This window comes from Jiangella rhizosphaerae (assembly GCF_003579925.1).
In the GTDB taxonomy this organism is placed as follows: Bacteria; Actinomycetota; Actinomycetes; order Jiangellales; family Jiangellaceae; genus Jiangella; species Jiangella rhizosphaerae.
In genome coordinates, this window is sequence record NZ_QUAL01000185.1 from 1 (window position 1) to 21,515 (window position 21,515).

The window sequence follows — 21,515 nt, forward strand, 5'->3', positions numbered from 1 at the left end:
CGAGGGCGGCCGCCGGCGGCTGCGCAGGCACCGTGCGCAGGTGGGCGCGGCGTCGGTGCTGACGGCGGCCGCCGTGGCCGCCGGGGTCGTGCCCGTGCTCGGCGACTCGGGCCCGGAACGGACGACGTCCCCGCCCGCCGCATCGCTGCCGTCCGACCTGCCGGCCGGGGTCGGCGAGGACTGCGAGGACCTGCCCGGCTACGGCTACCAGATCACCCCCGCGGAGCTGCCGGACGAGATCCGGCTGCTGTGGCCGGACGACGGGCGGCTGGACGTCGAGGTCGCCTGGCCGCGGCTGGAGACCGGCGCGTGCAGCGGCGACGGCGAGGTGAGCCTGGCCGACGTGGACGCCGATGGGGTGATCGTGCGGCTGGCCGTCGTGTTCGGCCCCGAGCCGGCCGACGTGGTGCCGGCCGGGACGGCGCCGGGCACGCTGGTGCCGGGGCCGGAGGACGGCGAGGCCGGCCGGCGTCAGCTCGCCTGGCTGCTGCCGGACGGCCAGCAGCTGCGGATCGACGCGGACGGCTTCACCGACGCCGAGCTGGCGGACCTGGCCGCCACGGCCACCCTGAAGGACGGCGTCGTCGACTTCAGCGACTGGCAGTCCGCGATGGGGATCGAGCACGTCGGCGAGCGGGGTCAGGCGCGGTCGGCCCGGTACAGCTGGGACGTCTCGGGTCCGCAGGGGTCGCTCACGGTCCAGACGGCGGCAGGCGGCATCTACGGCTGGGGGCTGGTCGGCGACCGGCTCGTCGACGTCGACGGCCAGCCGGCCCTGCTCCGCCGCGAGGGCGCACTGGTGTGGGTGCCGGCCCCCGGAGTGATGGCCTCGCTCACCGTCGCCGAGGGCCTCGACCCGCTGGAGATCGCCGCCACCGTCGGCCCGGTGCGGGTCGACGACCCGCGGGTGGTCGCCGCCGTCGCCGCCGCGCACGAGAGCGAGCCGTCGCAGACTCCGACCACGACCCGCTGACCACCCCGCCTCAGCCGTCGTGCTTCAGCAGGGCGCCGGCGTGCCGGCCGGCGGCGGCCGCCGCGAGGAAGTAGGCGGTGTCGTCCTCCAGGCCGCGGCCCATCGTGGACAGCGCGACCGGTACGGCGGCCAGCGCCTCCTCGAGCCCGTCGACCGGGACGGTGACGAGGTGGTGGCGGTTGTCCAGCCGGGCCGCCTGGGTGCGGACCTTCTCGCCGAACTCGCCGGGCAGGTCGGGGACGACGATGTCGGCCGGCGCCAGCGCGACCCGGCCGTACGCCGTCAGGCTGTGGTGCGAGACGCCGTGGTGCCGGGCCCGCGGGTCGGCCGAGCTGACCCGCAGCGACCCCACCGGCCGCCCGCCCAGCACCACCGCCGCGTTGACCGCCTCGCCGCAGGCGACGCCGGAGAACCCCCAGCGGGTCCCCGTGCCGAGGTTGCCCGGCCCCTGCGTCACGACCGCGATGTCGGCCTCCAGCACGTGCTTGGCGGCCAGCAGCCCGGTGTGCAGCGTCACCGCCTCGAGGTCGCCGCCGAACGCCTGGCCGACGGTGACCGTCCCGGCCAGCCAGCCGGCCTCGCGCAGCGCCGCCGCGGTCCTGCTGAACCACAACGGCAGCGCGCCGCCGTCGGTCATCACGTAGGCCACGCGCACCGACGCGGGGAACTCCGCCGACGTCGTCAGCCCGGCCAGGATGGCCGGCAGCGCCGAGTGCAGGTCCGCCGTCACGACCGGCAGCCCTTCGAGGTCGTCGGCCTCGCGCAGCACCTCGTGCCACTCCGAGTCCTGCTCGTCGACGCCGAGGACGGTCGCCTGCAGCGGCGTGTAGCGGGCCTTGACCAGGTGGCCGGGGCCGGGTGCGGGATCCGGTGGCAGCTGGTTGGGCACCGCGACGACCAGCGCGAAACCGCCGGTCCCCAGGCCCATGGCCAGCGCCGTGGTGTTGAGCACGACGATCTCGCCCGGCCGCGGCCGGCCGACCAGATGGTCGTAGGCCAGGGCGCGCACCTGTTCCCCGTCGACCTCGACACGCAGCTGCGTGGCGCCGGGCCAGGAGGCGTCTACTGTTTTGACAACACCGTTTCGCCAGCGGATCACGCGTTGAGACTAGCTATTGGCTAGTCTCGCGCTGGCAAGGGATTGGGGGTAGGCGTGTCGCAGGCGGCCAAGAGCGAGCGGCTGATGAACCTCGTCATCTGTTTGCTCGTCGCGCGCGGGTACGTGCCGAAGAGCCGGATCCGCGAGGTCGTCGGAGGGTACGGCGACCAGAGCGACGAGGCCTTCGAGCGTATGTTCGAGCGCGACAAGGAGGAGCTGCGCGAGGTCGGCATCCCCATCGAGACCGGCGGCTTCGACCCGCTCGGCGACGAGGAGCCCGGCTACCGCATCTTGCGGCACGAGTTCGAGCTGCCCGAGATCCGCCTGGAACCCGACGAAGCCGCCGTCGTCGGGCTGGCCGCCCGGGTCTGGCAGCACACCTACCTCTCCGAGGCCTCCAGCAACGCCGTCCTCAAGCTGCAGGCGGTCGGCGTCGAGGCCGACACCCGCTCGCTGGGCGCCGTCGAGCCGCGGGTCGGGGGAGAGGAGCCGGCGTTCTGGCCGCTCTGGGAGGCCGTGCGCGACCGCCGCCCGGTCGCCTTCCACCACCGCAAGAGCTCGACGTCCGAGCCGCTGCTGCGGCACCTGCAGCCGTGGAGCGTGCTGTCCTGGCACGGCCGCTGGTACGTCGTCGGCTTCGACACCGACCGCGAGGCGGCCCGCATGTTCCGCATGTCGCGCATCGTCGGCGACGTCCGGCCCGACGGCGACGACGGCAGCTACGAGGTCCCGGCGCCCGAGACCGTCCGCGAGGCCGCCGCCAGCCTCGCCCCGCCGGAGCGCTCGCCCGTCCTGCACGCGCTCGTCCGGGTCCGGCACGGCAGCGGGCACGGCCTGCGCCGGCGCGCTACGTTCGTAGCGACGGACGCGACGACCGGATGGGACGAGGTGACGGTGCCCTACACGAGCAACCAGGCGCTGGCCGAAGAACTGGTCAGCCACGGCGCCGACGTCGTCGCGCTGGAGCCGGTGGAGCTGCGCGACGCCGTCGTCGAGCGGCTGCGCGCCATCCTGGCGGTGCCGGCGTGACCTCGCCGAAGAAGGGCCCGGCGAAGCGGACCACCCGGAAACGGACGGCCGCGAAGACCGCCGCGCCCGCCGCCCGCCGCGCCGACAGCGCGCAGGCGCAGGTCACGCGGCTGCTGTCGATGCTGCCGTACCTGCGCTCGCACCCCAGCGCGAAGGTCTCCGAGGTGGCGGCGCTGTTCGGCGTCACCGAACGGCAGGTCATCCGCGACCTTCAGGTGCTGTGGTTCTCCGGCCTGCCCGGCCTGCAGATGGGCGACTACATCGAGGTCGACATGGAGGCGGTCGAGGGCGAGGGGATCATCAGCGTCTCCAACGCCGACTACCTCGCCCGGCCGCTGCGGCTGCGCACCGACGAGGCGGTCGCGCTGATCGTGGCGCTGCGCACGCTGGCGTCGGTGCCCGGGTCGTTCGAGCGCGGCGCCGTCGAGCGGGCCATCACCAAGCTCGAGAACGCCGCGGGGGAGGCCGCCCAGCAGGCGGCGGCGGTGCAGGTACAGGTCGACGGCGACGCCGTCGCCGACGTCGCCGCGACGGTGCGCAGCGCGCTGGACGCGAAGAATCGCCTGCACCTGTCCTACTGGGTGCCCGCCCGCGACGAGGCCACCGAGCGCGACGTCGACCCCATGCGGCTGGTCGTGGTCGACGGCCGGCTCTACCTGGAGGGCTGGTGCCATCGGGCGGAGTCGGTGCGGCTGTTCCGCCTCGACCGCGTGCTCGACGTCAAGGAGCTCGACGTCCCGGCGCAGCTGCCGAGCGAGGCGCGGCCGCGCGACCTCGACGGCGGCCTGTTCCAGCCCTCGCCCGATGACGAGTTGGTGACATTCGAGCTGACTCCGGCCGGCCGCTGGGTGGCCGACTACTACCCGTACGAGACGGCCGAGGAGCTGCCCGGCGGCGCGCTGCGGCTGCGGTTGCGCGCCCGCGACCGCGCCTGGGTGCGACGGCTGGCGCTGCGGCTGGGCAGCACCGGCCGGGTGGTGGCGCCGGCCGACCTGTCCGCCGAGGTCACCGCGGCCGCCCGCGAGGCGCTGGCCGCGTACGAGGGGTAGGGTCAGCTGTCATGTCCGCACTCGCCGCCTGGCTGTTCGTCGCCCTCGCGGTGGCGTTCGTGCTCGCGGTCGTCCTCGTCGTACGGGCCGCGTGGGTGCTGGTGCGCAAGCTCGGTGCGCTCGGCCGGGAGATGAACGCTCTGCAAGACGACCTTGACGAAACCGTAGGATCGAGGTTGAAGTAGTCCCCGGCACGACGGCGGGATGCCCGGCTTGTCGCGCATCACGGGTACCATTCGACGGGACGCCCCCGTCAGGAAGAGGTCGACCATGGGCAACATCGGCACCTGGCAACTCATCATCGTCTTGGCCATCGTGTTCCTGCTGTTCGGTGCCAAGCGGCTGCCGGAGGCTGCTCGGGGTCTGGGCCGTTCGCTGAAGATCTTCAAGACCGAGACGCAGGGTCTGATCAACAAGGACGACAAGGCCGACGACGTCACCGGCGAGGGCGCCCCGCAGGCGCAGCAGCAGGCTCCGCGCGCCGTCGAGCAGCAGGCCGCTCCCCAGCAGCAGCCGGCCCAGCAGGCCGACGACCAGCCGCGCCGCGACGCCTGACGAACACCGCAGTAGACCGACGTGGCGACAGTGATCGGCCGTCGGGGTAAGGGCTCCAAGCCGGAGCGTGACCCCGAGGGCCGCATGACCCTCACCGAACACCTGCGCGAGCTGCGCAACCGCCTGGTCAAGTCCGTGCTCGCGGTGCTGGTGTTCGCCATCCTCGGGTTCGTCTTCCGCGACCGCATCGTCGACTTCCTGGTCGATCCGTTCATGGACGCCGCGGCCGCCAGCGGCCAGGAGGCGACGCTCAACCTGCGCGAGATGATGGACCCGCTGGTGGTCCCTCTGCAGATCGCCATGCTGACCGGCATCGTCTTCGGCGCGCCGGTCTGGATCTACCAGCTGTGGGCGTTCGTCACGCCCGCGTTGTACCGCAACGAGAAGAAGTGGGCGCTGGCGGTCATCGGCGCGGCGGTGCCCATGTTCGGCCTCGGCGTCGTCCTGGCGATCTGGCTGATGCCGCGGGCGATGGAGTTCCTGCTGAACTTCACGCCGATGGACTTCACGAACATCGTCGACTTCCGCAGCTACCTCAGCTTCTCCATCAGGCTGGTGCTGGTCTTCGGCATCGGGTTCCTGCTGCCCATCTTCGTGGTCCTGCTCAACGCCACCGGCGTGCTGCGGCACGAGACGCTCAGCGCCGCCCGGCGGTGGGTCATCGTCGGCATCTTCGCCTTCGGCGCCGTCGCCACCCCCACCGGCGATCCGCTGTCGCTCATGGTCCTCTCCACGCCGATGTGGCTGTTGTTCGAGATCGCGGTGGTCGTCTGCCGCATCATGGACAAGCGCCGCGACCGCGGCGCCGGAGCGCAGCTGGCCGACGACGAGGCCACGCCGGACGACATGCTCGACCAGCTGGGCCGCGTCGACGACGATGACGACCGCCGGCGATGAGCTCGCGCTGCTGATCAACCCGTCGGCCGGCCGTGGGCGTGGCGCCCGGGCCGGTCGACGTGCGGCTCATCGGCTCACCGAGGCCGGGCTGACGGTGCGCACGCTGGCCGGCCGCGACGTCCGCGAGGCCGCCGACCTCGCCCGCGAGAGCGTCGAGGACGGCGTCCGCGCGCTCGTCGTGGTCGGCGGCGACGGCATGGTCCACCTGGGCCTGCAGGCCGTCGCGGGCACCGGTACCCCGTTCGGCGTCATTCCGGCCGGCACCGGAAACGATTTCGCCCGCGCGCTCGGCCTCCCGCTCCGCGACCCGGACGCCGCGGCGGACGTCGTCGCCGCCGGCCGGCTGCGTGAGGTCGACCTCGGCCGCACCGACGGCCAGTGGTTCGCCGGCGTCGTCGCGGCCGGGTTCGACGCCAAGGTCAACGACCGCGTCAACCGCATGCGCTGGCCGAAGGGGCCGCGCCGCTACGACCTCGCGACCTTCGCCGAGCTGGGCGTCTTCACGCCCATCGCGTACCACCTCGAGCTCGACGGCGACGTGCTCGACCTCGAGGCGATGCTGGTCGCCGTCGGCAACATCGCGTCCTACGGCGGCGGGCTGCGCATCACGCCCGGCGCGGAGCTGGACGACGGCGTGTTCGACGTCGTCGTGGTGGCGCCGGTGAGCCGGGCGACGCTGGTGCGGGCGTTCCGCCGGGTCAGGCGCGGCACCCACACGGCCTACCCGTTCGTCACCGTGCACCGGGCCCGGCGGGTCAAGCTGGACGCACCGGGCATCACCGCCTACGTCGACGGCGAACGGCTCGGCCCGCTGCCCCGCACGTTCGACGTCGTCCCGCGAGCCCAGCAGGTGTACGTACCGCCCGCCGGGTTACCGTAGCCCCATGAGTTCGCCGGCGGAACGCTACGCGGCAGCACAGCAGCGGCAACGCGATCCGTCCCCCCGGCTGCGGGAGTTCCAGGCCGGGTACGGGTTCGGGCTCGACGACTTCCAGCTGCGCGCCTGCCGCAGCGTCGAGGCCGGCCGAGGCGTGCTGGTGGCGGCGCCGACCGGGGCCGGCAAGACGCTGGTCGGCGAGTTCGCCGTGCACCTGGCCCTGGAAGAGGGCCGCAAGTGCTTCTACACGACGCCGATCAAGGCGCTGTCGAACCAGAAGTACCACGACCTCGTCGAACGCCACGGCGAGGACAAGGTCGGCCTGCTGACCGGCGACAACACCGTCAACGGCGAGGCGCCGGTGGTCGTCATGACCACCGAGGTGCTGCGGAACATGCTCTACGCCGGCTCGGCGACGCTGCACGGGCTGAGCTACGTCGTCATGGACGAGGTCCACTACCTCGCCGACCGGTTCCGCGGCGCCGTCTGGGAGGAAGTGATCATCAACCTCCCCGAGTCGGTGAGCGTCATCTCGCTGTCCGCGACGGTCTCCAACGCCGAGGAGTTCGGCGACTGGCTCACCACCGTCCGCGGCGACACCGACGTCGTCGTCGAGGAGAAGCGGCCGGTCCCGCTGTGGCAGCACGTCATGGTCGGGTCGCGGCTGTACGACCTGTTCGGGCAGGGCGAGGCCGACGGCGATGGCCGCCGGGTGGTCAGCCCCGAGCTGGTCCGGGCCGGCCGCGACGACGTCCGCGGCTCCCGGCCCGGCGGACGTGCGGGCCGCGGCGGGCGACCGCCACGCCGTCCGCGCGGCACGTACACGCCGGGCCGGGTCGAGGTGCTCGAGAAACTCGACGCCGCCGGCCTGCTGCCCGCCATCGTGTTCGTGTTCAGCCGGGCCGGCTGCGAGGCCGCCGTGCAGCAGTGCCTGAGCGCCGGCGTGCGGCTGACGTCGCCGGACGAGCGGGTCGAGATCCGGGCGCTGATCGAGGAGCGCACCACGGGCATCCCCGAGGGCGACCTGCACGTGCTCGGCTACCACGAGTGGGCCGAGGGCCTGGAGCGCGGCATCGCGGCCCACCACGCGGGCATGCTGCCGACGTTCAAGGAGGTCGTCGAGGAGCTGTTCGTCCGCGGCCTGATCCGGGCCGTGTTCGCCACCGAGACGCTGGCGCTGGGCATCAACATGCCGGCCCGCACCGTCGTGCTCGAGCGGCTGGTCAAGTGGAACGGCGAGACCCACGCCGACGTCACGCCGGGGGAGTACACCCAGCTCACCGGGCGGGCCGGGCGGCGCGGCATCGACATCGAGGGGCACGCCGTCGTGCTGTGGCAGCCCGGGTTCGATCCCACGGCCGTCGCCGGGCTGGCCTCGACCCGCACGTTCCCGCTGCGCTCGTCCTTCCGACCGTCCTACAACATGGCCGTCAACCTGGTCGGGAGCGTCGGCCGCACACCGGCACGGGAGATCCTGGAGTCGTCGTTCGCCCAGTTCCAGGCCGACCGCGCCGTCGTCGGGCTGGCCCGCCAGCTGCGCCGCGCCGAAGAGGCGCTCGACGGCTACCGCGAGGCGATGACCTGCGACAAGGGCGACTTCGAGGAGTACGCGCGGCTGCGCCAGGCGATCAAGGACCGCGAGACCCAGCTGGCCCGCGAGGGCACGGCGCAGCGCCGGGCGGCGTCCGCGGCGGCGCTGGAGAAGCTACGCCCGGGTGACGTCATCCGGGTGCCGACGGGCAAGTTCGCCGGGCTGGCGGTCGTGCTCGACCCCGGCATGCCCGGTGGCAGCCCGCACGGCGGCGACGGCCCGCGCCCGACGGTGCTGACCGAGGGCCGGCAGGTGCGCCGGCTGTCGCTGGTCGACTTCCCCAGCGCGGTCGAGCCGCTGGCGAAGCTGCGCATCCCGCGCTCGTTCAACCCGCGGGTCCCGGCGTCGCGGCGCGACCTCGCGGCGTCGCTGCGGGCCAAGGCGCCCGACGACGGCGGCCGGCAGTACCACGGGCGGCGGCGCGGCCGGTCCGCCGCGGCCGACGACGAGGAACTGGCCCGGTTGCGGCGGCAGCTGCGCGACCACCCGTGCCACCGCTGCCCCGACCGCGAGGAGCACGCCCGCTGGGCCGAGCGCTGGCTGCGGCTCCGGCGCGAGGCCGACCAGCTGCAGCGCCGGGTCGAGTCGCGCACCAACACCGTCGCCCGGCAGTTCGACCGCGTCTGCCGGGTGCTGGAGGACCTCGAGTACCTGTCCGGCGACGAGGTCACGCCGTCCGGCCGGCGGCTGGCCCGCCTCTACGGCGAGCTCGACCTGCTGGCCGCCGAGTGCATCCGGCGCGACGTGTGGGCCGGGCTCGACCCCGCCGAGCTGGCCGCCGCCGTCGCCGCGCTCACGTACGAGTCGCGGCAGCCCGACGACGCCGTCCCGCCGCGGCTGCCGCCGGGCCGGGTCCGCGAGGTGCTGGCCGAGATGGTGCGGCTGTGGGGCGACCTCGACCACGTCGAGTCCACCCACCGGCTGGACTTCCTGCGCGAGCCCGACCTGGGATTCACCCACGCCGCCTGGCGCTGGGCCAGCGGCCACCAGCTCGACTCCGTCCTGCGCGACGCCGACCTTGCCGCCGGCGACTTCGTCCGGGCCGTCCGGCAGCTGCTGGACCTCCTCGACCAGGTCGCCGACGCCGCGTCCGGCACGCCGCTGCGCGAGACCGCTCGCCTGGCGGCGGGGGCGCTGCGCCGCGGCGTGGTGGCGTACGCGACGCTGTCGGCCTGAGGAGACCGCGTGCGGCTGCTGGTGCTGGGTGGCTCGGGGTTCGTCGGACGGGCCGTCGTCGACGACGCGGTGGCGCGCGGCTGGACGGTGACGACGTTCAACCGCGGCCTGCGCGGCCTGCGCGGCGGCGCGCCGGTCGCCGGCGTCGAGACGCTGCACGGGGACCGGCTGGACCCGGCGTCGCTGTCGGTGCTGAGCGGCCGCGAGTGGGACGCCGTCGTCGACACCTGGTCGGGCATCCCACGGGCGGTCCGCGACAGCGCCCGCGTCCTACGCGGGCGCGTGGGGACGTATGCGTACGTGTCCAGCCGGTCGGTGTACGCGCCGCCGGTGCCGCCGGGCGCGGACGAGTCCGCGCCGGTGCTGCCGTCGTCGCCGGACGCCGAGGACGGCGATTACGGCGCGCAGAAGGCCGGCGGCGAGCTGGCCGCGCTCCAGGCGTTCGGCGACGACGCGCTGATCGCCCGCGCCGGGCTGATCCTCGGCCCATACGAGGACGTCGGCCGGCTGCCGTGGTGGCTGGCCCGGGCCGCGCGTGGGGGTCCGATGCTCGCGCCGGGGCCGTCCGCTCTGCCGATCCAGTACATCGATGCCCGCGACATCGCCGCCTGGCTGGTGTCGTGCGTCGCGGCCGGGACGGGCGGCGTCGTCAACACGGTCAGCCGCCCGGGCTACGCGACGATGGGATCGCTGCTGGACGCGGTGGTGACGGTGACGGGTGGGGCGGCGACGCTGCGCTGGGTGGACCCGGAGCCGATCCTGGCCGCCGGCGTCGTGCCGTGGAACGACCTGCCGGTGTGGATCCCGCCGGGGCACGAGTTCGAGACGCTCGGCCTGCACTCCGCCGACGCCTCCCGGGCCGAGGCGGCGGGGCTGCGGCCGCGGCCGATCGAGAACACCGTCGCCGACACCTGGGCGTGGCTGCGCTCGATCGGCGGGGTGGCGCCGCAGCGGCCCGACCGGCCGCCGGTCGGCCTCGATCCCGACGTCGAGGCCGCCATCCTCGCCACCCAACCACGTTGATCTTGGAGTTGTTCGGCCATCTATCGGACATATCGCCCGGTATTCGCCGAGCAACTCCAAGATCAACTTCTGAGCGGGTCGCGCTCGCTCTGGCGTCAGCTCGTCGCGTCGGCCGAGCCAGCCGCCCTCGCCCAGGAGGCCGGCGGTCTCGGCACGCGTGGCGCCGTCGAGAAGGCCGCAGCTGACGACCCGGTTCGCCAGCTCCGAGCGCCGCTCATGCGGACGCTGGGCGACCTCAGGCCGGGGCCGGGCTGAACGCGTTGAGCACGCGGTTCAGCGAGGAGTCCAGGCCCCACCGGTTGGCCAGCTCGACCAGCGCCTCAGGGTCGGCCGGCGCCGTGGGCAGCGTGTCGTCGTAGTCGGGCAGTGGCACGTCGTGGCGCACCTTGACGACGTCGGGGGCGACGAGGAGATACTCGCGCGCGTCGGCGATCTTGCGGCGCAGCGTGGGCGACAGGTCCGCCGCCGGGTCGTCGACGGCCGCCAGCAGCCCGTCGATGCTGCCGAACCGGGTGATCAGCGTGCCGGCGGTCTTGTCGCCCACGCCGGCGACGCCGGGCAGGCCGTCGCTGGGGTCGCCCCGCAGCGTCGCGAAGTCGGCGTACGAGCGGCCCGGGATGCCGTACTTCGTGGCGACCATGGTCTCGTCGACCACCTCGTGCCGGCCGACGCCGCGGGCGGTGTAGAGGATGCGCACACCCCGGGAGTCGTCGACCAGCTGGAACAGGTCGCGGTCGCCGGTGACGACGTCGACGGGGCCGGGGTCCCTGGTCGCGAGCGTGCCGATGACGTCGTCGGCCTCGAAGCCGGGCACCCCGATGTGCGCGATGCCCAGCGCCGTCAGCACCTCGAGGATGACCGGGATCTGCGCCTCCAGCGCCGCCGGGACCTCCTCGATGTTGCGGGCGGCGTTGGCCAGCCGGTGCGCCTTGTACGACGGCAGCAGCGCGACCCTGAACGCCGGGCGCCAGTCGGCGTCGAGGCAGGCCACCAGCCGGGCCGGCCGGCGGTCGGTGGTCAGCCGGGCGATGAAGTCGAGCAGCCCGCGCACCGCGTTCACCGGTGTGCCGTCGGGGGCCTTGATGGACTCGGGCACCCCGAAGAAGGCACGGAAGTACAGCGAGGCGGTGTCGAGGAGCATCAGACGGTTCTCCGGCATGGCGGTCAGCCTAGCGGGCGGCCGTCAACCACTCGGGCCGCTGATCAGTGTGCCGGTGGCGTACATGCGGTGCGATGAGCCGAACCGCGGCCAGCACGTGGTGAGCGTGATGCGCTGCTCGGTCGGCTCGGTGTCGCGCGGCTCTCCGGGCACGGGGTCGACCACCCACACGTCGGAGATGTCGATGCGGTTGCCGTCGCTGTCGCCGTCGGGGGCGTCGTCGAGCTGGTAGACGTACGTGCCGTCGGCCATCTCGATCTCGATCGTGTCGCCGACCCGCAGCTGCGGGAAGTCGGCGAACGGCTCGGCGTGCCCGGAGCGGTGCGCGGCGATGCCGACGTTGCCCAGCTCGCCGGGGTCGGCCGTGTTCGGGTAGTGGCCGGGGCCGCGCGCGAGGTCGTCGGGCTGCACGCCCTGGACGATGGTGAACTCCCAGTCGTCGCCGAAGCGGGGGATGCGCAGGATGCCGTACGCGTCGCCCTCGGCCAGCGCGTCGGGGTCGGGTGCCGGCGCGCCCTGCTCGACCTGCCCCCACTGGGCCCCGAGCTCGTCCTCGAGCGCGTCCTGCGCGCGGGCGGTCTGCAGGCCGGTGCCCCAGAGGATGTAGACGACGAAGAGCAGGACCAGCGCTCCCGCGGTGAGGAGGAGCTCGCCGATGCCCCCGATGACGACGGCCCAGGCGCTGCGGCGCGGGCGAGTGCTGACGCGCTGCTGCTGCGCGTGTCGTGGCATACCCACGACCCTAATAGGTCGCGGCTAGAGTCGACATCGTGTTGATCGCCGAGGACCTGCTGCTGCTCGCCTACGACGACGAATCCGGCAAACCCGGTATCGACTCGACCAGGCTGGAGTACGGCCTGGCCGGCGCGCTGCTGCTCGAGCTGTCGCTGTTGGGGAAGGTGGCGGTCGCCGGAGAGGGCGAGGCCGTGAAGCGCGACCGGCTCGTCGTGCGCGACACCAGCCCGGTCGGCGACGACGTCCTCGACCGTGCCCTGGCCGAGCTCGCCGACGACGAGGGCAAGAAGCCGAAGAACGTGCTCGGATCGCTGCGCAAGGGCGTGCGCGACCTTCTGCTGCGCCGCCTGGCCGAGCGGGGACTGCTGCGCGAGGAGTCCGGCACCCTGCTCGGCATCTTCCCGATCACCCGCTGGCCGGCCGCCGACGCGTCGCACGAGGCCGCCGTCCGGCAGCGGCTTCAGGACGTGCTGGTCACCGGCCTGGAGCCCGACCCGCGCACGGCGGCGCTGGTGTCGTTGCTGCTGGCCGTCGACGGCCTGCGCAAGGCCGTCCCGTCCGACGATCGCCGGGCCGTGAAGCGCCGGGCCAAGGAGATCTCCGAGGGTGCCTGGGCCGCCGACGCGGTCAAGAAGGCGGTCCAGGAGGTCCAGGCCGCGGTGACGGCGGCCATCGTGGGTGCCGGCGCGGCCGCGGCGGCCGGCGGCAGCTGACAGCGGCCGGCGGGCCGTGTGGCAGAGTTCACGCGTGACCGCCGACCTCGACGACCGCCTGGTCCGGGCCCGCGCCGCCGCTGCCGCCGTGGGCCTCGACGCCCTGCTCATCACCCCTGGTGCCGGCCTGCGCTACCTCACCGGCTACGACGCCAAGCCGCTCGAGCGGCTCACCTGCCTGGTGCTGCCGGTCGACGGGACGGCGACGCTGCTGGTGCCCGCGCTGGAGGAGCCCGCGGCGCTGGCGTCCGGTGCCGGCGAGCTGGCGCTGGAGGTGCGGTCGTGGCAGGAGACCGACGACGCCGTCGCGCTGGCCGCCGGGCTGCTGCCCGGCGCGCGCCGGGTCGGCCTGGACGACCAGATGTGGGCCGAGAAGGCGCTGCGGTTCCGGGCCGCGATGCCCGGCGCCGAGCAGGTCGCTGCCGGAGCCGTGCTGTCGGAGCTGCGCATGCGCAAGTCCGCGGCCGAGGTCGCGCTGCTGCGCGACGCCGCGGCGGCCATCGACCGCGTGCATGCCCGCATGGGCGAGTGGCTGCGGGCAGGCCGCACGGAGGCCGAGGTGGGTCGCGACATCGCGGCGGCGATCCTCGCCGAGGGTCACGTGAGCGTCGACTTCGTCATCGTCGCCTCCGGCCCCAACGGCGCCAGCCCGCACCACGAGACCAGCGACCGCGTCATCGCGGCCGGCGATCCCGTCGTCGTCGACATCGGCGGCACGACGGCGGCCGGATACTGCTCCGACTGCACGCGCACGTATGCCGTCGGCGAGCCGCCGGAGGAGTACCGGACGGCGTACGAGTCGCTGCGGCGCGCCCAGGAGGCCGCGGTCGCGCACGTCCGGCCGGGCGTCACCGCCGAGTCGGTCGACGCGGCGGCGCGGGACGTGCTCACCGAGGCGGGGCTGGGGGAGTACTTCATCCACCGCACCGGTCACGGCATCGGGCTGGAGACGCACGAGGACCCGTACATCGTCGCCGGCAACACCCTGCCGCTGGAGCCGGGCATGGCGTTCTCCGTCGAGCCGGGGTTCTACCTGGCCGGGCGGTACGGCGCGCGCATCGAGGACATCGTGGTGGCGACGGAGGACGGCGTCGAGGCGCTCAACCGGCGGCCGCACGAGCTGGTGATCCTGGATACGTGACATTGCGGACATGACGCCGAAATCGTTCCGCGCGAGCGTGTCAGTGCACCTCCACCGTCCTGACACCTTCGAGGAGCGACATGGCGCCCACTCCACCCACCGATGCCGAGCTCGACGTCATGATCCGGGCCCGGCTCGCGGCCGTCGGCATCGACCTGGACCAACTGCCGCCGGGCACGGCCGCTGACCCGGAGACCGGCGCACCCGGCCAGGCCGCCGTCCTGGCCTCGTTGCGCTCGTTCGCGCGGTCGTCGCTGGCCGAGATCAGCGCCTGGGTGCCGCCGGCACCGGCCGGCACGCCCGCCGCGCAGGCCGTCGAGCTGTCGCAGCAGGCCGCGCCGATGCTGTACCCGTCCATCAGCTCCGCGTGGAGGGAAGCGTGACCGCGGCGCCGGAGCTGGAGTCCGGCGGCCCTCAGGACGTGCACGTCGACCGCCGCTCGTTCCTCGCCCGGATGGCCGTGCTGTCCGCGGGGGCGGCGGCGGCCGGCGCGATCGGGCTGCCGCAGGTGGCCTTCGCCGGGCCGGCCACGGCGCGGTCCCGCACCGGCCCGCACCCCGACGCGTACACGTCGCCGCGGCCCGAGGCGGTGGCCGACCCGACCGAGCTGACCATCGCCGAGGCGGCGTACCTGCTGCGCGCGGGGACGCTGCGGCCGGAGGCGCTGCTCGAGGCGTACCTGGCGCGCATCGCTGCGTACGACGACGTTTACCAGGCGTTCAACCTGGTGCTCACCGAGCAGGCGGCGGCCGCGGCCCGGTCACTGCGGCGCGGCCACTACCACGGCCCGCTGCACGGGATCCCGCTGGCGATCAAGGACAACTACTACACCGCGGGCGTGCCGACGACGGCGAACTCCTACGTCTTCGCCGACTTCGTGCCGCCGTTCGACGCCACGACCGTCGCCAAGCTGACGGCGGCCGGCGGCATCGTGCTCGGCAAGACCCAGATGGGCCCGCTGGCGACGACCCGCGCGACCACGCCCGACGGCGTCGTCACGACGGTGAACGCGTGGACGCCGGAGAACCCGTCGACGAACCCGGGCGGCTCCTCGACCGGGACGGCGACCGCGGTGGCCGGCCGCCTGGCGACGTCGGGCATCGGGACGCAGACCGGCGGCTCGATCACCGCGCCGTCGAACGCGCAGAACCTCACCGGGCTGAAGCCGACGATGGGCCGGGCGTCCCTGTACGGGATCGTGCCCCTGACGTACTCGCGCGACCACCCGGGCCCGCTGGCCCGCGACGCCAAGGACGCGGCGATCATGCTGGCGGCGATGGCCGGTGAGGACGCCAACGACCCGCGCACCCAGGGGCTGCCGCCGGTGCCGGACCTCGTGGCCGCGGCGACGCCGGTGTACCGGGGCTCGCGGGTGAGACTGCGCTGGCCGACGCGGATCGGCGTCATCCCGGGGTTCCTCTCCGGGACGAGCCCGACGGCCGCCGCGCGGCGGGCGTTCCTCGACACGCTGGCCGGCGTCGAGGGCGTCACGGTGGTCGACGTGACGCTGCCGGAGGAGTGGGACCTGCTCACCGGCCGCTTCAACGACGTCCGCCTGCCGGAGCGGGCCGAGCCGTTCGTGCCGTACCTGCGCCAGGACCTGCGGCTGTTCGGGGTGTCGCTGACCAGCTGGCTGCAGGGCGCGCTCATGGGCGCCGACGAGTACGTGACCGGTCAGCGGGCCAAGCTGGTACTGCTGGACCGAGTGCTGAACGACCTGTTCGAGCAGTGCGACGTCGTGGTGCAGACGTCGCCCGTGCCGTTCGACATCATCGGGCTGCCGGAGCTGGCGCTGCCGATCGGCTTCTCCGGCGGGCTGCCGATCGGGACCATCCTGGGCGGCCGCCCGTACGCCGAGGACCGGCTGCTCGCGGTGGCGGCGGCCTACCAGGCCCTGACCGACTGGCACTGGCGCCGTCCTTCCGACCCGGTCTCGGCGGCCGGCGCTGGCAGGGCGCGGGCCCAGGCGGCAGCAGGTGTCCGGCCGCGGCTGACGGCGGCGGAGGCGGCCGAACAGTCGCAGTAGGAGGTGTGTGAAGGGAACGACTCGTTCCTTGGGTTGGTCGCGGGGTCGGGTGATCGTAGGCCTTGGCGGCGGGGTTCGCCGAGGCGTCGCGTTGGGCCGTCCCCCTGCTGCCCGATTGTCTTGGCCGCGGGCGCGCGCCTCAAGTCCGCGCGCGTCGTGGTCGGGCTTGTGCTGTGGTTGGGGCGCTTGGACTTGACCCGCGCGCCCGCGGCTCAGAACGGGCAGCTATCAGGGGGGACGGGGGGAAGAGCGGCGACGGTCGCCTCGGTCGTCGGCCCCGTTACGGTGTGGCGTTGGTGTCGTAGAGCGTCCACCTGGTGAGATTTCACCGTGATTCGGGGGCCATCACGAGGATTGCCCTAGCGTCAACACCCCTACAGGCATGGTGAAGCTCGCGGAATCCTCGTGATGTAGGCAATCGCCGATGATCATCGCCTCCACAGCCCGACAAACGGCGCGAAACGGGCACGACAAACGGCGAGGCGTGCCCACATCCTCCCCGTCCCCCTGATAGCTGCCCGTTCTTGACCGCGGACGGGTGAGTCAAGCGGTCATCGTCGCGCGAAGCGCCAATAGTCCGCTTGACGCGCCCGTTCGCGGCAAGAGAATGGGGCAGCAGGGGGACGGGGAGCCCAGCCCACGTCCCGACCCGGCGTACGCCACGCCAGCAGAGGCCCGCGCCGACCGTGTGTCACCCCAGAAGCCGGCCGCAGGTCTCTGCCGCGTGCTCCTCAGGCCGCCGGCGGGATGTTGTGGGTGTACTGGAAGACGTTGTCGGGGTCCCAGGTGCGCTTGACCTCCTGCAGCCGCTGGTAGGCGCCCTCGGAGAAGACCGACTTCACGACGTCGGGCGTCGAGCCGGGGGAGAGGAAGTTGAACGCGCTCACCGGCCGCCGGTGCTCCGTGAGCGCGGCGAACCCGTCGTCGAGCCGCTGGCGGACGGCGGCCAGCTGCTCCGGCGTGGGCGCCAGCGCGTTCGCCGCCGCGATGTACGGGGTGTCGCGGTGGGAGAGCGGGCCGTCGTGGTCTTTGGCCGCGGCGCCGCCGAGGTGGCGGATGTCGACCCCCGGCACCGGCGACCCCGGCGCGGCCAGCTCGAGCAGCGCGTCGATGGCGGCGTCGGTCAGCCCGGCCAGGCCGGTGCTGCGTCCGGCGGCCGGCATCGGGTCGGTGGGTTCGTTGCCGGAGAGCGCGGCCTCGAGGTACGTCTGCGTGCGGAAGCCGTCCATCAGCGGCTCGCCCAGCGCGGCGCGCAGCGGCTCGAGCGCGGACCCGTCGCCGCCGGCGATGGTGGCCCGGAGCATGGCGACGTGCTGGCCGCGCAGCGGCTCGGGCACCGCCGGGATGGGCGGGAACGACATGACCATGACGGCGGACGTGACGTCGTCGGAGACCTGGCCGGTCCAGTCGGCCCACGCGCGCAGCACCTCGGCCGCCCGCGCGCCCGGGTACATCATTGTGCCGTTGTGCACCGCCGGCATGTCGTACAGCTGCACCTCCAGCGAGGTGACGACGCCGAAGTTGCCGCCGCCGCCCTTGAGCGCCCACAGCAGGTCGGGGTTCTCGTCGCGGCTGGCGCGCACCAGCGAGCCGTCGGCGGTGAGGACGTCGGCGGCCACCACGCTGTCGGCGGCGAAGCCGAACCGGCGCAGCAGCAGGCCGATGCCGCCGCCGAGCGTGTAGCCGACGGCGCCGACCGTGGGTGCGGTGCCGGACAACCCGGCCAGCTGGTGCGGCGCCGCGGCCTCGAGGACGCCGCGCCAGCGGGCGCCGGCGTCGATACGGGCCACCTTGCGCTCGGCGTCGACGTCGACCCCGGTGAGCCGGGTGACGTTGAGCACCACGCCGTCGTCGTTGGGCCGCACGGCGCCGTGGCCGGAGGACTGCACGGAGAACGACACGCCGTTCTCGCGGGCCAGCCGGACCGCCGCCTGGACGTCGGCGGCGGACTCGGCCACGACGACGACCGCGGGGTGCTGGTCGATGAGCAGGTTCCACGGCCGCCGCACATCGTCGTAGCCGTCGTCGCCGGGTGCGTAGGCCCGGCCGGTGAGCGTCGAGCGGAAGCCGTCGAGGTGGATCATGAGACTCTCCATCCGGGTGCGTGATCGTGGTGCCCGAACCAGTCTGCCGGTCGGGTCCGACAACGGGACGGATGGAAGCCCGAAAGTGTGACAGTCAGCTGGTCAGCGCTGCGACGGCAAGGTCGGCGTCGGCCTCGGAGGAGTACAGGTGGAACGACACCCGCAGCCGGCCGCCGCGCACCGCCGCCCGCACGCCGGCCGCCGCCAAACGCTCCTGGGCGCCCGGCACGTCCACCGAGACGATGGCGGAGTCGCCCGGCGGCAGCCCGAGCCCGGCGCGGAACCGGTTGGCCAGGCCCACGTTCCAGTCGTGCACCGCCTCGACCGTCACCGCCTCCAGCAGCTCCAGCGCCGGCGCCGCGCCCACCCACGAGAACCAGGCCGGTGACAGATCCAGCCGGCGGGCGTCCGCGGCTAGCCGCAGCGGCGGCCCGTAGTACGAGGCGTGCGGGTCGTCGCCCGCCCACCAGCCGGCCTGTGACGGCACGACCCGCTCCCGCAGGTCCGCCGTCGTCACCAGGAACGCGGTACCGCGCGGCGAGAGCTGCCACTTGTACCCGCCGGCCACCATCGCGTCGAACCGGCGCGCGTCGACGGGCAGCCAGCCCACCGCCTGGGTCGCGTCGGCGACGGTGATCGCTCCGGCCGCCCGCGCGGCGGCCAGCACGCCGTCGAGGTCGGCGATCATCCCGCTGGCCGACTGCACGACGCTGAACGCGACGACGTCGACGTCGGGCGTGACGCGGTCCGCCAGCTGCGCGGCGGGCACCGTCCGCACCTCGACGCCACGGTGTGCCTGGGCGAGCCACGGGAAGAGCAACGACGTGAAGTCCTCCTCCGGCGCCAGCACCACGGTCCCGTCCGGCACCGAGGCCGCGAGCAGCCCGACCAGCTGCGAGACCTGGGCGCCGGTGGTGACGTCGTGCTCGTCGGCCTGCACGAGCCGCGCGAACGCCGCCCGCGCCCGCGCCGTCGACGCGCCCCAGCCCTCCCACGACACCCGCCCGTGCCGCCACTCGTCCAGCGCCTCCTGCAGCGCCGTCCACGCCGTCGACGGTGGCAGCCCGTAGCTCGCGGTGTTCAGCCAGCCAGGATCAGGGTCGAACAGCGAGCGCGCAGCGGCAAGGTCCATGCCGTCATCGTGCCAGCGTGGCGCGGACGAGGTGCGGGCCGGGCCGCCAGTAGAGTGCACCCGTGGAGGACATCGACAGGAAGATCGTGGCGTTGCTGATGCGGGACGGCCGGATGAGCTACACCGATCTCGGCAAGTCCACCGGCCTGTCCACGTCGGCCGTGCACCAGCGGGTCCGCCGGCTCGAGGAGCGCGGCGTCATCCGCGGCTACTCCGCCGTCGTCGACCACGAGGCGGTCGGGCTGCCGTTGACGGCGTTCATCTCCATCAAGCCGATCGACCCCAGCCAGCCCGACGACTCCCCGGACCGGCTGGCCGGCATCCCCGAGATCGAGGCCTGCTACTCAGTCGCCGGCGACGAGAACTACATCCTCAAGGTGCGGGTGGGCCGTCCCGCCGACCTGGAGGACCTGCTGGCCCGCATCCGGTCGTCGGCGAACGTGTCCACCCGCACCACCATCGTGCTGTCCACGGCGTACGAGAACCGCCCGATGACCGCGTGAGTCTCTAGGCCCTCACCTGGTCGCTGTCCGGCGCGGGATGATCCGCATGATCGCCGTGCCGACGGCCAGCAGGGCGAAGCCGGCCAGGATCGCCCAGATGGGGCTGATCCCCGTCTGGGCCAGGCACCCGGCACCGCCGACGCCGCCGGCGCCCACCACGCACTTGTCGTACATCGTCACCAATTCCTCTCGCGGTTCAGGATCACGTCGGCGTAGGCCTTGGCGTGCACGAGCTGGAGGAAGATGTCATACACCAGCTCGAACATCGTGGCGGCCGCCGCCATGTGCCGCCAGCCGCGGTCGCTGACGGTGACGACGCGCTCCAGGACGAAGACGCCCGTGACCGCCATCCAGACCGGCTGGAGGCTCACACCCCCGTCGACGGCGATGGCGACGGCGATGGAAGTCAGGTAGATGAACGTGACCGCGACACCGGCCATCGTCAGGAGTTGCCGGCCCCAGTAGCGCCACGTCACGGAGGTCACGCCGTACTGGAAGCAGTTCTCCACCGCGCCGCGCTTCCAGCGCAGCCGCTGCTTCCACAGGTCCCGCCACGTCGGCATGACCTCGGTCACGAGGGTGCACTCCTTCGGGCTGAGCACCTCGTAGCCCAGGTGGAGCAGCGCGAACGTGAGCTCGTTGTCCTCGGTCAGGACGGTGGTGTCATAGATGCCACCCCGCCCGTCGCCGGCCGGCACCGTGCGGTCGAGCCTCGCCCGCGACAGGTGCTTGAGCGTGCCGGCCCGCATCATCGCGGCGGTCCCGGTCACGACCAGGCACTTCCCGCCCAGGCGGCGCACGTCCCTGGCGTACCTGGCGTACTCGTTGCGCTGGAGGTACCCGACCAGCCCGGCGCCAGGCTCGCCCTGGAAGACACCACCGACCGCACCGAGCTCGGGGCGCGCGTCCATGTGCTCCAGCGCAGCCTCGACGAACTGCTCGCCGAGCTGGCTGTCCGCGTCCTGGACGAGCACGAAGTCGTGATCGCGCAGCCTGGGCAGGATGTCCGCGAGGACCTGGTTGAGCGCGCCGGCCTTCTTGTCGGTGTTCCCGACGGTCACGGCGACCTCGGCGCGCCACGCGGCCGCGACCTTCGCGGTGTCGTCGGTGCAGTTGTCGGCGATGACGATGACGCTGTCCGGCCGGCGCGTCTGGCGGCTGAGCGCGGCCAATGCCGCACCGATGCGGTGCTCTTCATTGTGCGCCGGAATGAGCACGGTGATCCGGACGTCCGGCACGCCGGCATAACGCAGGCCATTGCCCACGACGATGTATTCCCCCCGAGAATGCGGGCCGGATGCCGTGCTGAAATGCACGGCACCTCGGCCCGTTGCCCCCCTTCGCCGCCGGCATTTCCCGGCGGCCGATGTTGCCCTTCGAGGCTAACCCCGAGGGGAGAGATGCGCATCTCGAAAGTAGGGCCGCTCTTCGCGTCGCACCTGGTCACAAGGGCTTGATCGTCACCATGGGTGACGACGGGACCGGCCGAGCCCAGGAATTGCCGTCACCATGGGTGACGACAATGGAGAAAATGTGTCGGGCATCTCATTCGGCGGCCCGACTCGCTCGACGGCCGAATCCGGACATTCCGCCCGCGCCGCCTCGGAAATGATCACGTTCAGCACGGAATCTCGTGTCGCACTACGCCTGTAGGCGTGTTGATGCTCGGGTTATCCTCGTGATGCTCGCCGACGTCCGCATGATGAGATTCTTCCGGCCGACGGTGCATCACCAGGATTACCCCAGCATCACG

At 73.3% G+C, this 21,515-nt stretch carries 20 protein-coding genes and 1 pseudogene; 14 read left to right on the forward strand and 7 right to left on the reverse strand.

Going from position 1 to position 21,515, the window contains the following annotated elements; all coding sequences use genetic code 11:
- Window positions 1-973, forward strand: a pseudogene (locus DY240_RS32130) (hypothetical protein); the annotation flags it as partial.
- Between the two features lie 10 nt (window positions 974-983).
- Here DY240_RS32130 and DY240_RS20315 read toward each other — a convergent pair.
- Entirely contained in the window at window positions 984-2,072 is a 1,089-nt protein-coding gene (locus DY240_RS20315) for a DUF3866 family protein (RefSeq protein WP_119661672.1), read from the reverse strand.
- 54 nt (window positions 2,073-2,126) lie between these two features.
- Here DY240_RS20315 and DY240_RS20320 point away from each other — a divergent pair, with 54 nt between their 5' ends.
- The 8 genes from DY240_RS20320 (at window position 2,127) to DY240_RS20350 (ending at window position 10,269) form a co-directional block, all read left to right on the forward strand.
- Window positions 2,127-3,101 carry a helix-turn-helix transcriptional regulator gene (locus DY240_RS20320; RefSeq protein ID WP_199701857.1) on the forward strand — a complete coding sequence of 325 codons (975 nt, stop codon included), beginning with the start codon at window positions 2,127-2,129 and terminating at the stop codon, window positions 3,099-3,101.
- Window positions 3,098-4,150 carry a helix-turn-helix transcriptional regulator gene (locus DY240_RS20325; protein ID WP_233552811.1) on the forward strand — a complete coding sequence of 351 codons (1,053 nt, stop codon included), beginning with the start codon at window positions 3,098-3,100 and terminating at the stop codon, window positions 4,148-4,150. Before DY240_RS20320 ends, DY240_RS20325 begins: the two co-directional genes overlap by 4 nt.
- Before the next feature lie 11 nt (window positions 4,151-4,161).
- Window positions 4,162-4,335, forward strand: coding sequence for a hypothetical protein (locus tag DY240_RS32135; RefSeq protein ID WP_158602917.1), 174 nt, complete (start codon window positions 4,162-4,164; stop codon window positions 4,333-4,335).
- 85 nt (window positions 4,336-4,420) lie between these two features.
- On the forward strand, window positions 4,421-4,705 hold the full coding sequence (gene tatA, locus DY240_RS20330; RefSeq protein ID WP_119661673.1) for a Sec-independent protein translocase subunit TatA: 285 nt from the start codon (window positions 4,421-4,423) through the stop codon (window positions 4,703-4,705).
- Window positions 4,706-4,789: 84 nt separating this feature from the next.
- A complete protein-coding gene (tatC, locus tag DY240_RS20335) occupies window positions 4,790-5,602 on the forward strand; it encodes a twin-arginine translocase subunit TatC (protein WP_119661674.1) in 813 nt (270 codons plus the stop codon).
- Window positions 5,583-6,482 carry a diacylglycerol kinase gene (locus tag DY240_RS20340; protein WP_119661675.1) on the forward strand — a complete coding sequence of 300 codons (900 nt, stop codon included), beginning with the start codon at window positions 5,583-5,585 and terminating at the stop codon, window positions 6,480-6,482. The genes tatC and DY240_RS20340 overlap by 20 nt, the downstream gene beginning before the upstream one ends.
- A gap of 4 nt (window positions 6,483-6,486) precedes the next feature.
- Complete coding sequence (locus DY240_RS20345; RefSeq protein WP_119661676.1) at window positions 6,487-9,246, forward strand: DEAD/DEAH box helicase; 2,760 nt, start codon at window positions 6,487-6,489, stop codon at window positions 9,244-9,246.
- Between the two features lie 9 nt (window positions 9,247-9,255).
- On the forward strand, window positions 9,256-10,269 hold the full coding sequence (locus DY240_RS20350) for an NAD-dependent epimerase/dehydratase family protein (RefSeq protein ID WP_119661677.1): 1,014 nt from the start codon (window positions 9,256-9,258) through the stop codon (window positions 10,267-10,269).
- Window positions 10,270-10,504: 235 nt separating this feature from the next.
- Here the strand turns inward: DY240_RS20350 and DY240_RS20355 are convergent, their stop codons facing one another.
- Complete coding sequence (locus tag DY240_RS20355; RefSeq protein WP_119661678.1) at window positions 10,505-11,428, reverse strand: 5'-3' exonuclease; 924 nt, start codon at window positions 11,426-11,428, stop codon at window positions 10,505-10,507.
- Between the two features lie 24 nt (window positions 11,429-11,452).
- A complete protein-coding gene (locus tag DY240_RS20360) occupies window positions 11,453-12,160 on the reverse strand; it encodes a class E sortase (protein ID WP_119661679.1) in 708 nt (235 codons plus the stop codon).
- A gap of 38 nt (window positions 12,161-12,198) precedes the next feature.
- Between DY240_RS20360 and DY240_RS20365 the strand changes: the two genes are divergently transcribed.
- The 4 genes from DY240_RS20365 to DY240_RS20380 all read left to right on the forward strand — a co-directional run bounded on the left by DY240_RS20365 (window position 12,199) and on the right by DY240_RS20380 (window position 16,043).
- The gene (locus DY240_RS20365; RefSeq protein WP_199701858.1) at window positions 12,199-12,876 is read left to right on the forward strand and encodes a GOLPH3/VPS74 family protein; all 678 of its coding nucleotides are present in this window, start codon (window positions 12,199-12,201) and stop codon (window positions 12,874-12,876) included.
- A 34-nt stretch (window positions 12,877-12,910) separates the two neighbouring features.
- Window positions 12,911-14,017, forward strand: a complete 1,107-nt coding sequence (locus DY240_RS20370) for a M24 family metallopeptidase (RefSeq protein ID WP_119661698.1) — start codon at window positions 12,911-12,913, stop codon at window positions 14,015-14,017.
- A gap of 80 nt (window positions 14,018-14,097) precedes the next feature.
- Window positions 14,098-14,400 carry a hypothetical protein gene (locus DY240_RS20375; RefSeq protein ID WP_119661681.1) on the forward strand — a complete coding sequence of 101 codons (303 nt, stop codon included), beginning with the start codon at window positions 14,098-14,100 and terminating at the stop codon, window positions 14,398-14,400.
- A complete protein-coding gene (locus DY240_RS20380) occupies window positions 14,397-16,043 on the forward strand; it encodes an amidase (RefSeq protein WP_199701860.1) in 1,647 nt (548 codons plus the stop codon). The genes DY240_RS20375 and DY240_RS20380 overlap by 4 nt, the downstream gene beginning before the upstream one ends.
- A 731-nt stretch (window positions 16,044-16,774) precedes the next feature.
- Here the strand turns inward: DY240_RS20380 and DY240_RS20385 are convergent.
- Window positions 16,775-18,127 (reverse strand): FAD-binding oxidoreductase, encoded by a 1,353-nt coding sequence (locus DY240_RS20385; RefSeq protein WP_158602918.1) that lies wholly within the window; start codon window positions 18,125-18,127, stop codon window positions 16,775-16,777.
- Between the two features lie 94 nt (window positions 18,128-18,221).
- Entirely contained in the window at window positions 18,222-19,259 is a 1,038-nt protein-coding gene (locus DY240_RS20390; protein WP_119661682.1) for an aminotransferase class V-fold PLP-dependent enzyme, read from the reverse strand.
- Window positions 19,260-19,321: 62 nt separating this feature from the next.
- Between DY240_RS20390 and DY240_RS20395 the strand changes: the two genes are divergently transcribed.
- Window positions 19,322-19,762: an Lrp/AsnC family transcriptional regulator gene (locus DY240_RS20395; RefSeq protein WP_119661683.1), complete on the forward strand. Its 441-nt coding sequence runs from the start codon at window positions 19,322-19,324 to the stop codon at window positions 19,760-19,762.
- A 12-nt stretch (window positions 19,763-19,774) separates the two neighbouring features.
- Here the strand turns inward: DY240_RS20395 and DY240_RS20400 are convergent, their stop codons facing one another.
- A complete protein-coding gene (locus DY240_RS20400) occupies window positions 19,775-19,942 on the reverse strand; it encodes an LPXTG cell wall anchor domain-containing protein (protein WP_199701861.1) in 168 nt (55 codons plus the stop codon).
- Window positions 19,939-21,027 carry a glycosyltransferase gene (locus DY240_RS20405; protein WP_199701863.1) on the reverse strand — a complete coding sequence of 363 codons (1,089 nt, stop codon included), beginning with the start codon at window positions 21,025-21,027 and terminating at the stop codon, window positions 19,939-19,941. Before DY240_RS20405 ends, DY240_RS20400 begins: the two co-directional genes overlap by 4 nt.
- Window positions 21,028-21,515: the final 488 nt, after the last annotated feature.

Excerpts from the sequence above, each read along its gene's own strand:
- DY240_RS20390 (WP_119661682.1), bottom strand. The coding sequence starts at position 19,259 with ATGGACCTTGCCGCTGCGCGCTCGCTGTTCGACCCTGATCCTGGCTGG.
- DY240_RS20340 (WP_119661675.1), top strand. The coding sequence starts at position 5,583 with ATGACGACCGCCGGCGATGAGCTCGCGCTGCTGATCAACCCGTCGGCC.
- DY240_RS20385 (WP_158602918.1), bottom strand. The coding sequence starts at position 18,127 with ATGATCCACCTCGACGGCTTCCGCTCGACGCTCACCGGCCGGGCCTAC.
- DY240_RS32135 (WP_158602917.1), top strand. The coding sequence starts at position 4,162 with ATGTCCGCACTCGCCGCCTGGCTGTTCGTCGCCCTCGCGGTGGCGTTC.
- tatC (WP_119661674.1), top strand. The coding sequence starts at position 4,790 with ATGACCCTCACCGAACACCTGCGCGAGCTGCGCAACCGCCTGGTCAAG.
- tatA (WP_119661673.1), top strand. The coding sequence starts at position 4,421 with ATGGGCAACATCGGCACCTGGCAACTCATCATCGTCTTGGCCATCGTG.
- DY240_RS20360 (WP_119661679.1), bottom strand. The coding sequence starts at position 12,160 with ATGCCACGACACGCGCAGCAGCAGCGCGTCAGCACTCGCCCGCGCCGC.
- DY240_RS20345 (WP_119661676.1), top strand. The coding sequence starts at position 6,487 with ATGAGTTCGCCGGCGGAACGCTACGCGGCAGCACAGCAGCGGCAACGC.
- DY240_RS20355 (WP_119661678.1), bottom strand. The coding sequence starts at position 11,428 with ATGCCGGAGAACCGTCTGATGCTCCTCGACACCGCCTCGCTGTACTTC.
- DY240_RS20375 (WP_119661681.1), top strand. The coding sequence starts at position 14,098 with ATGGCGCCCACTCCACCCACCGATGCCGAGCTCGACGTCATGATCCGG.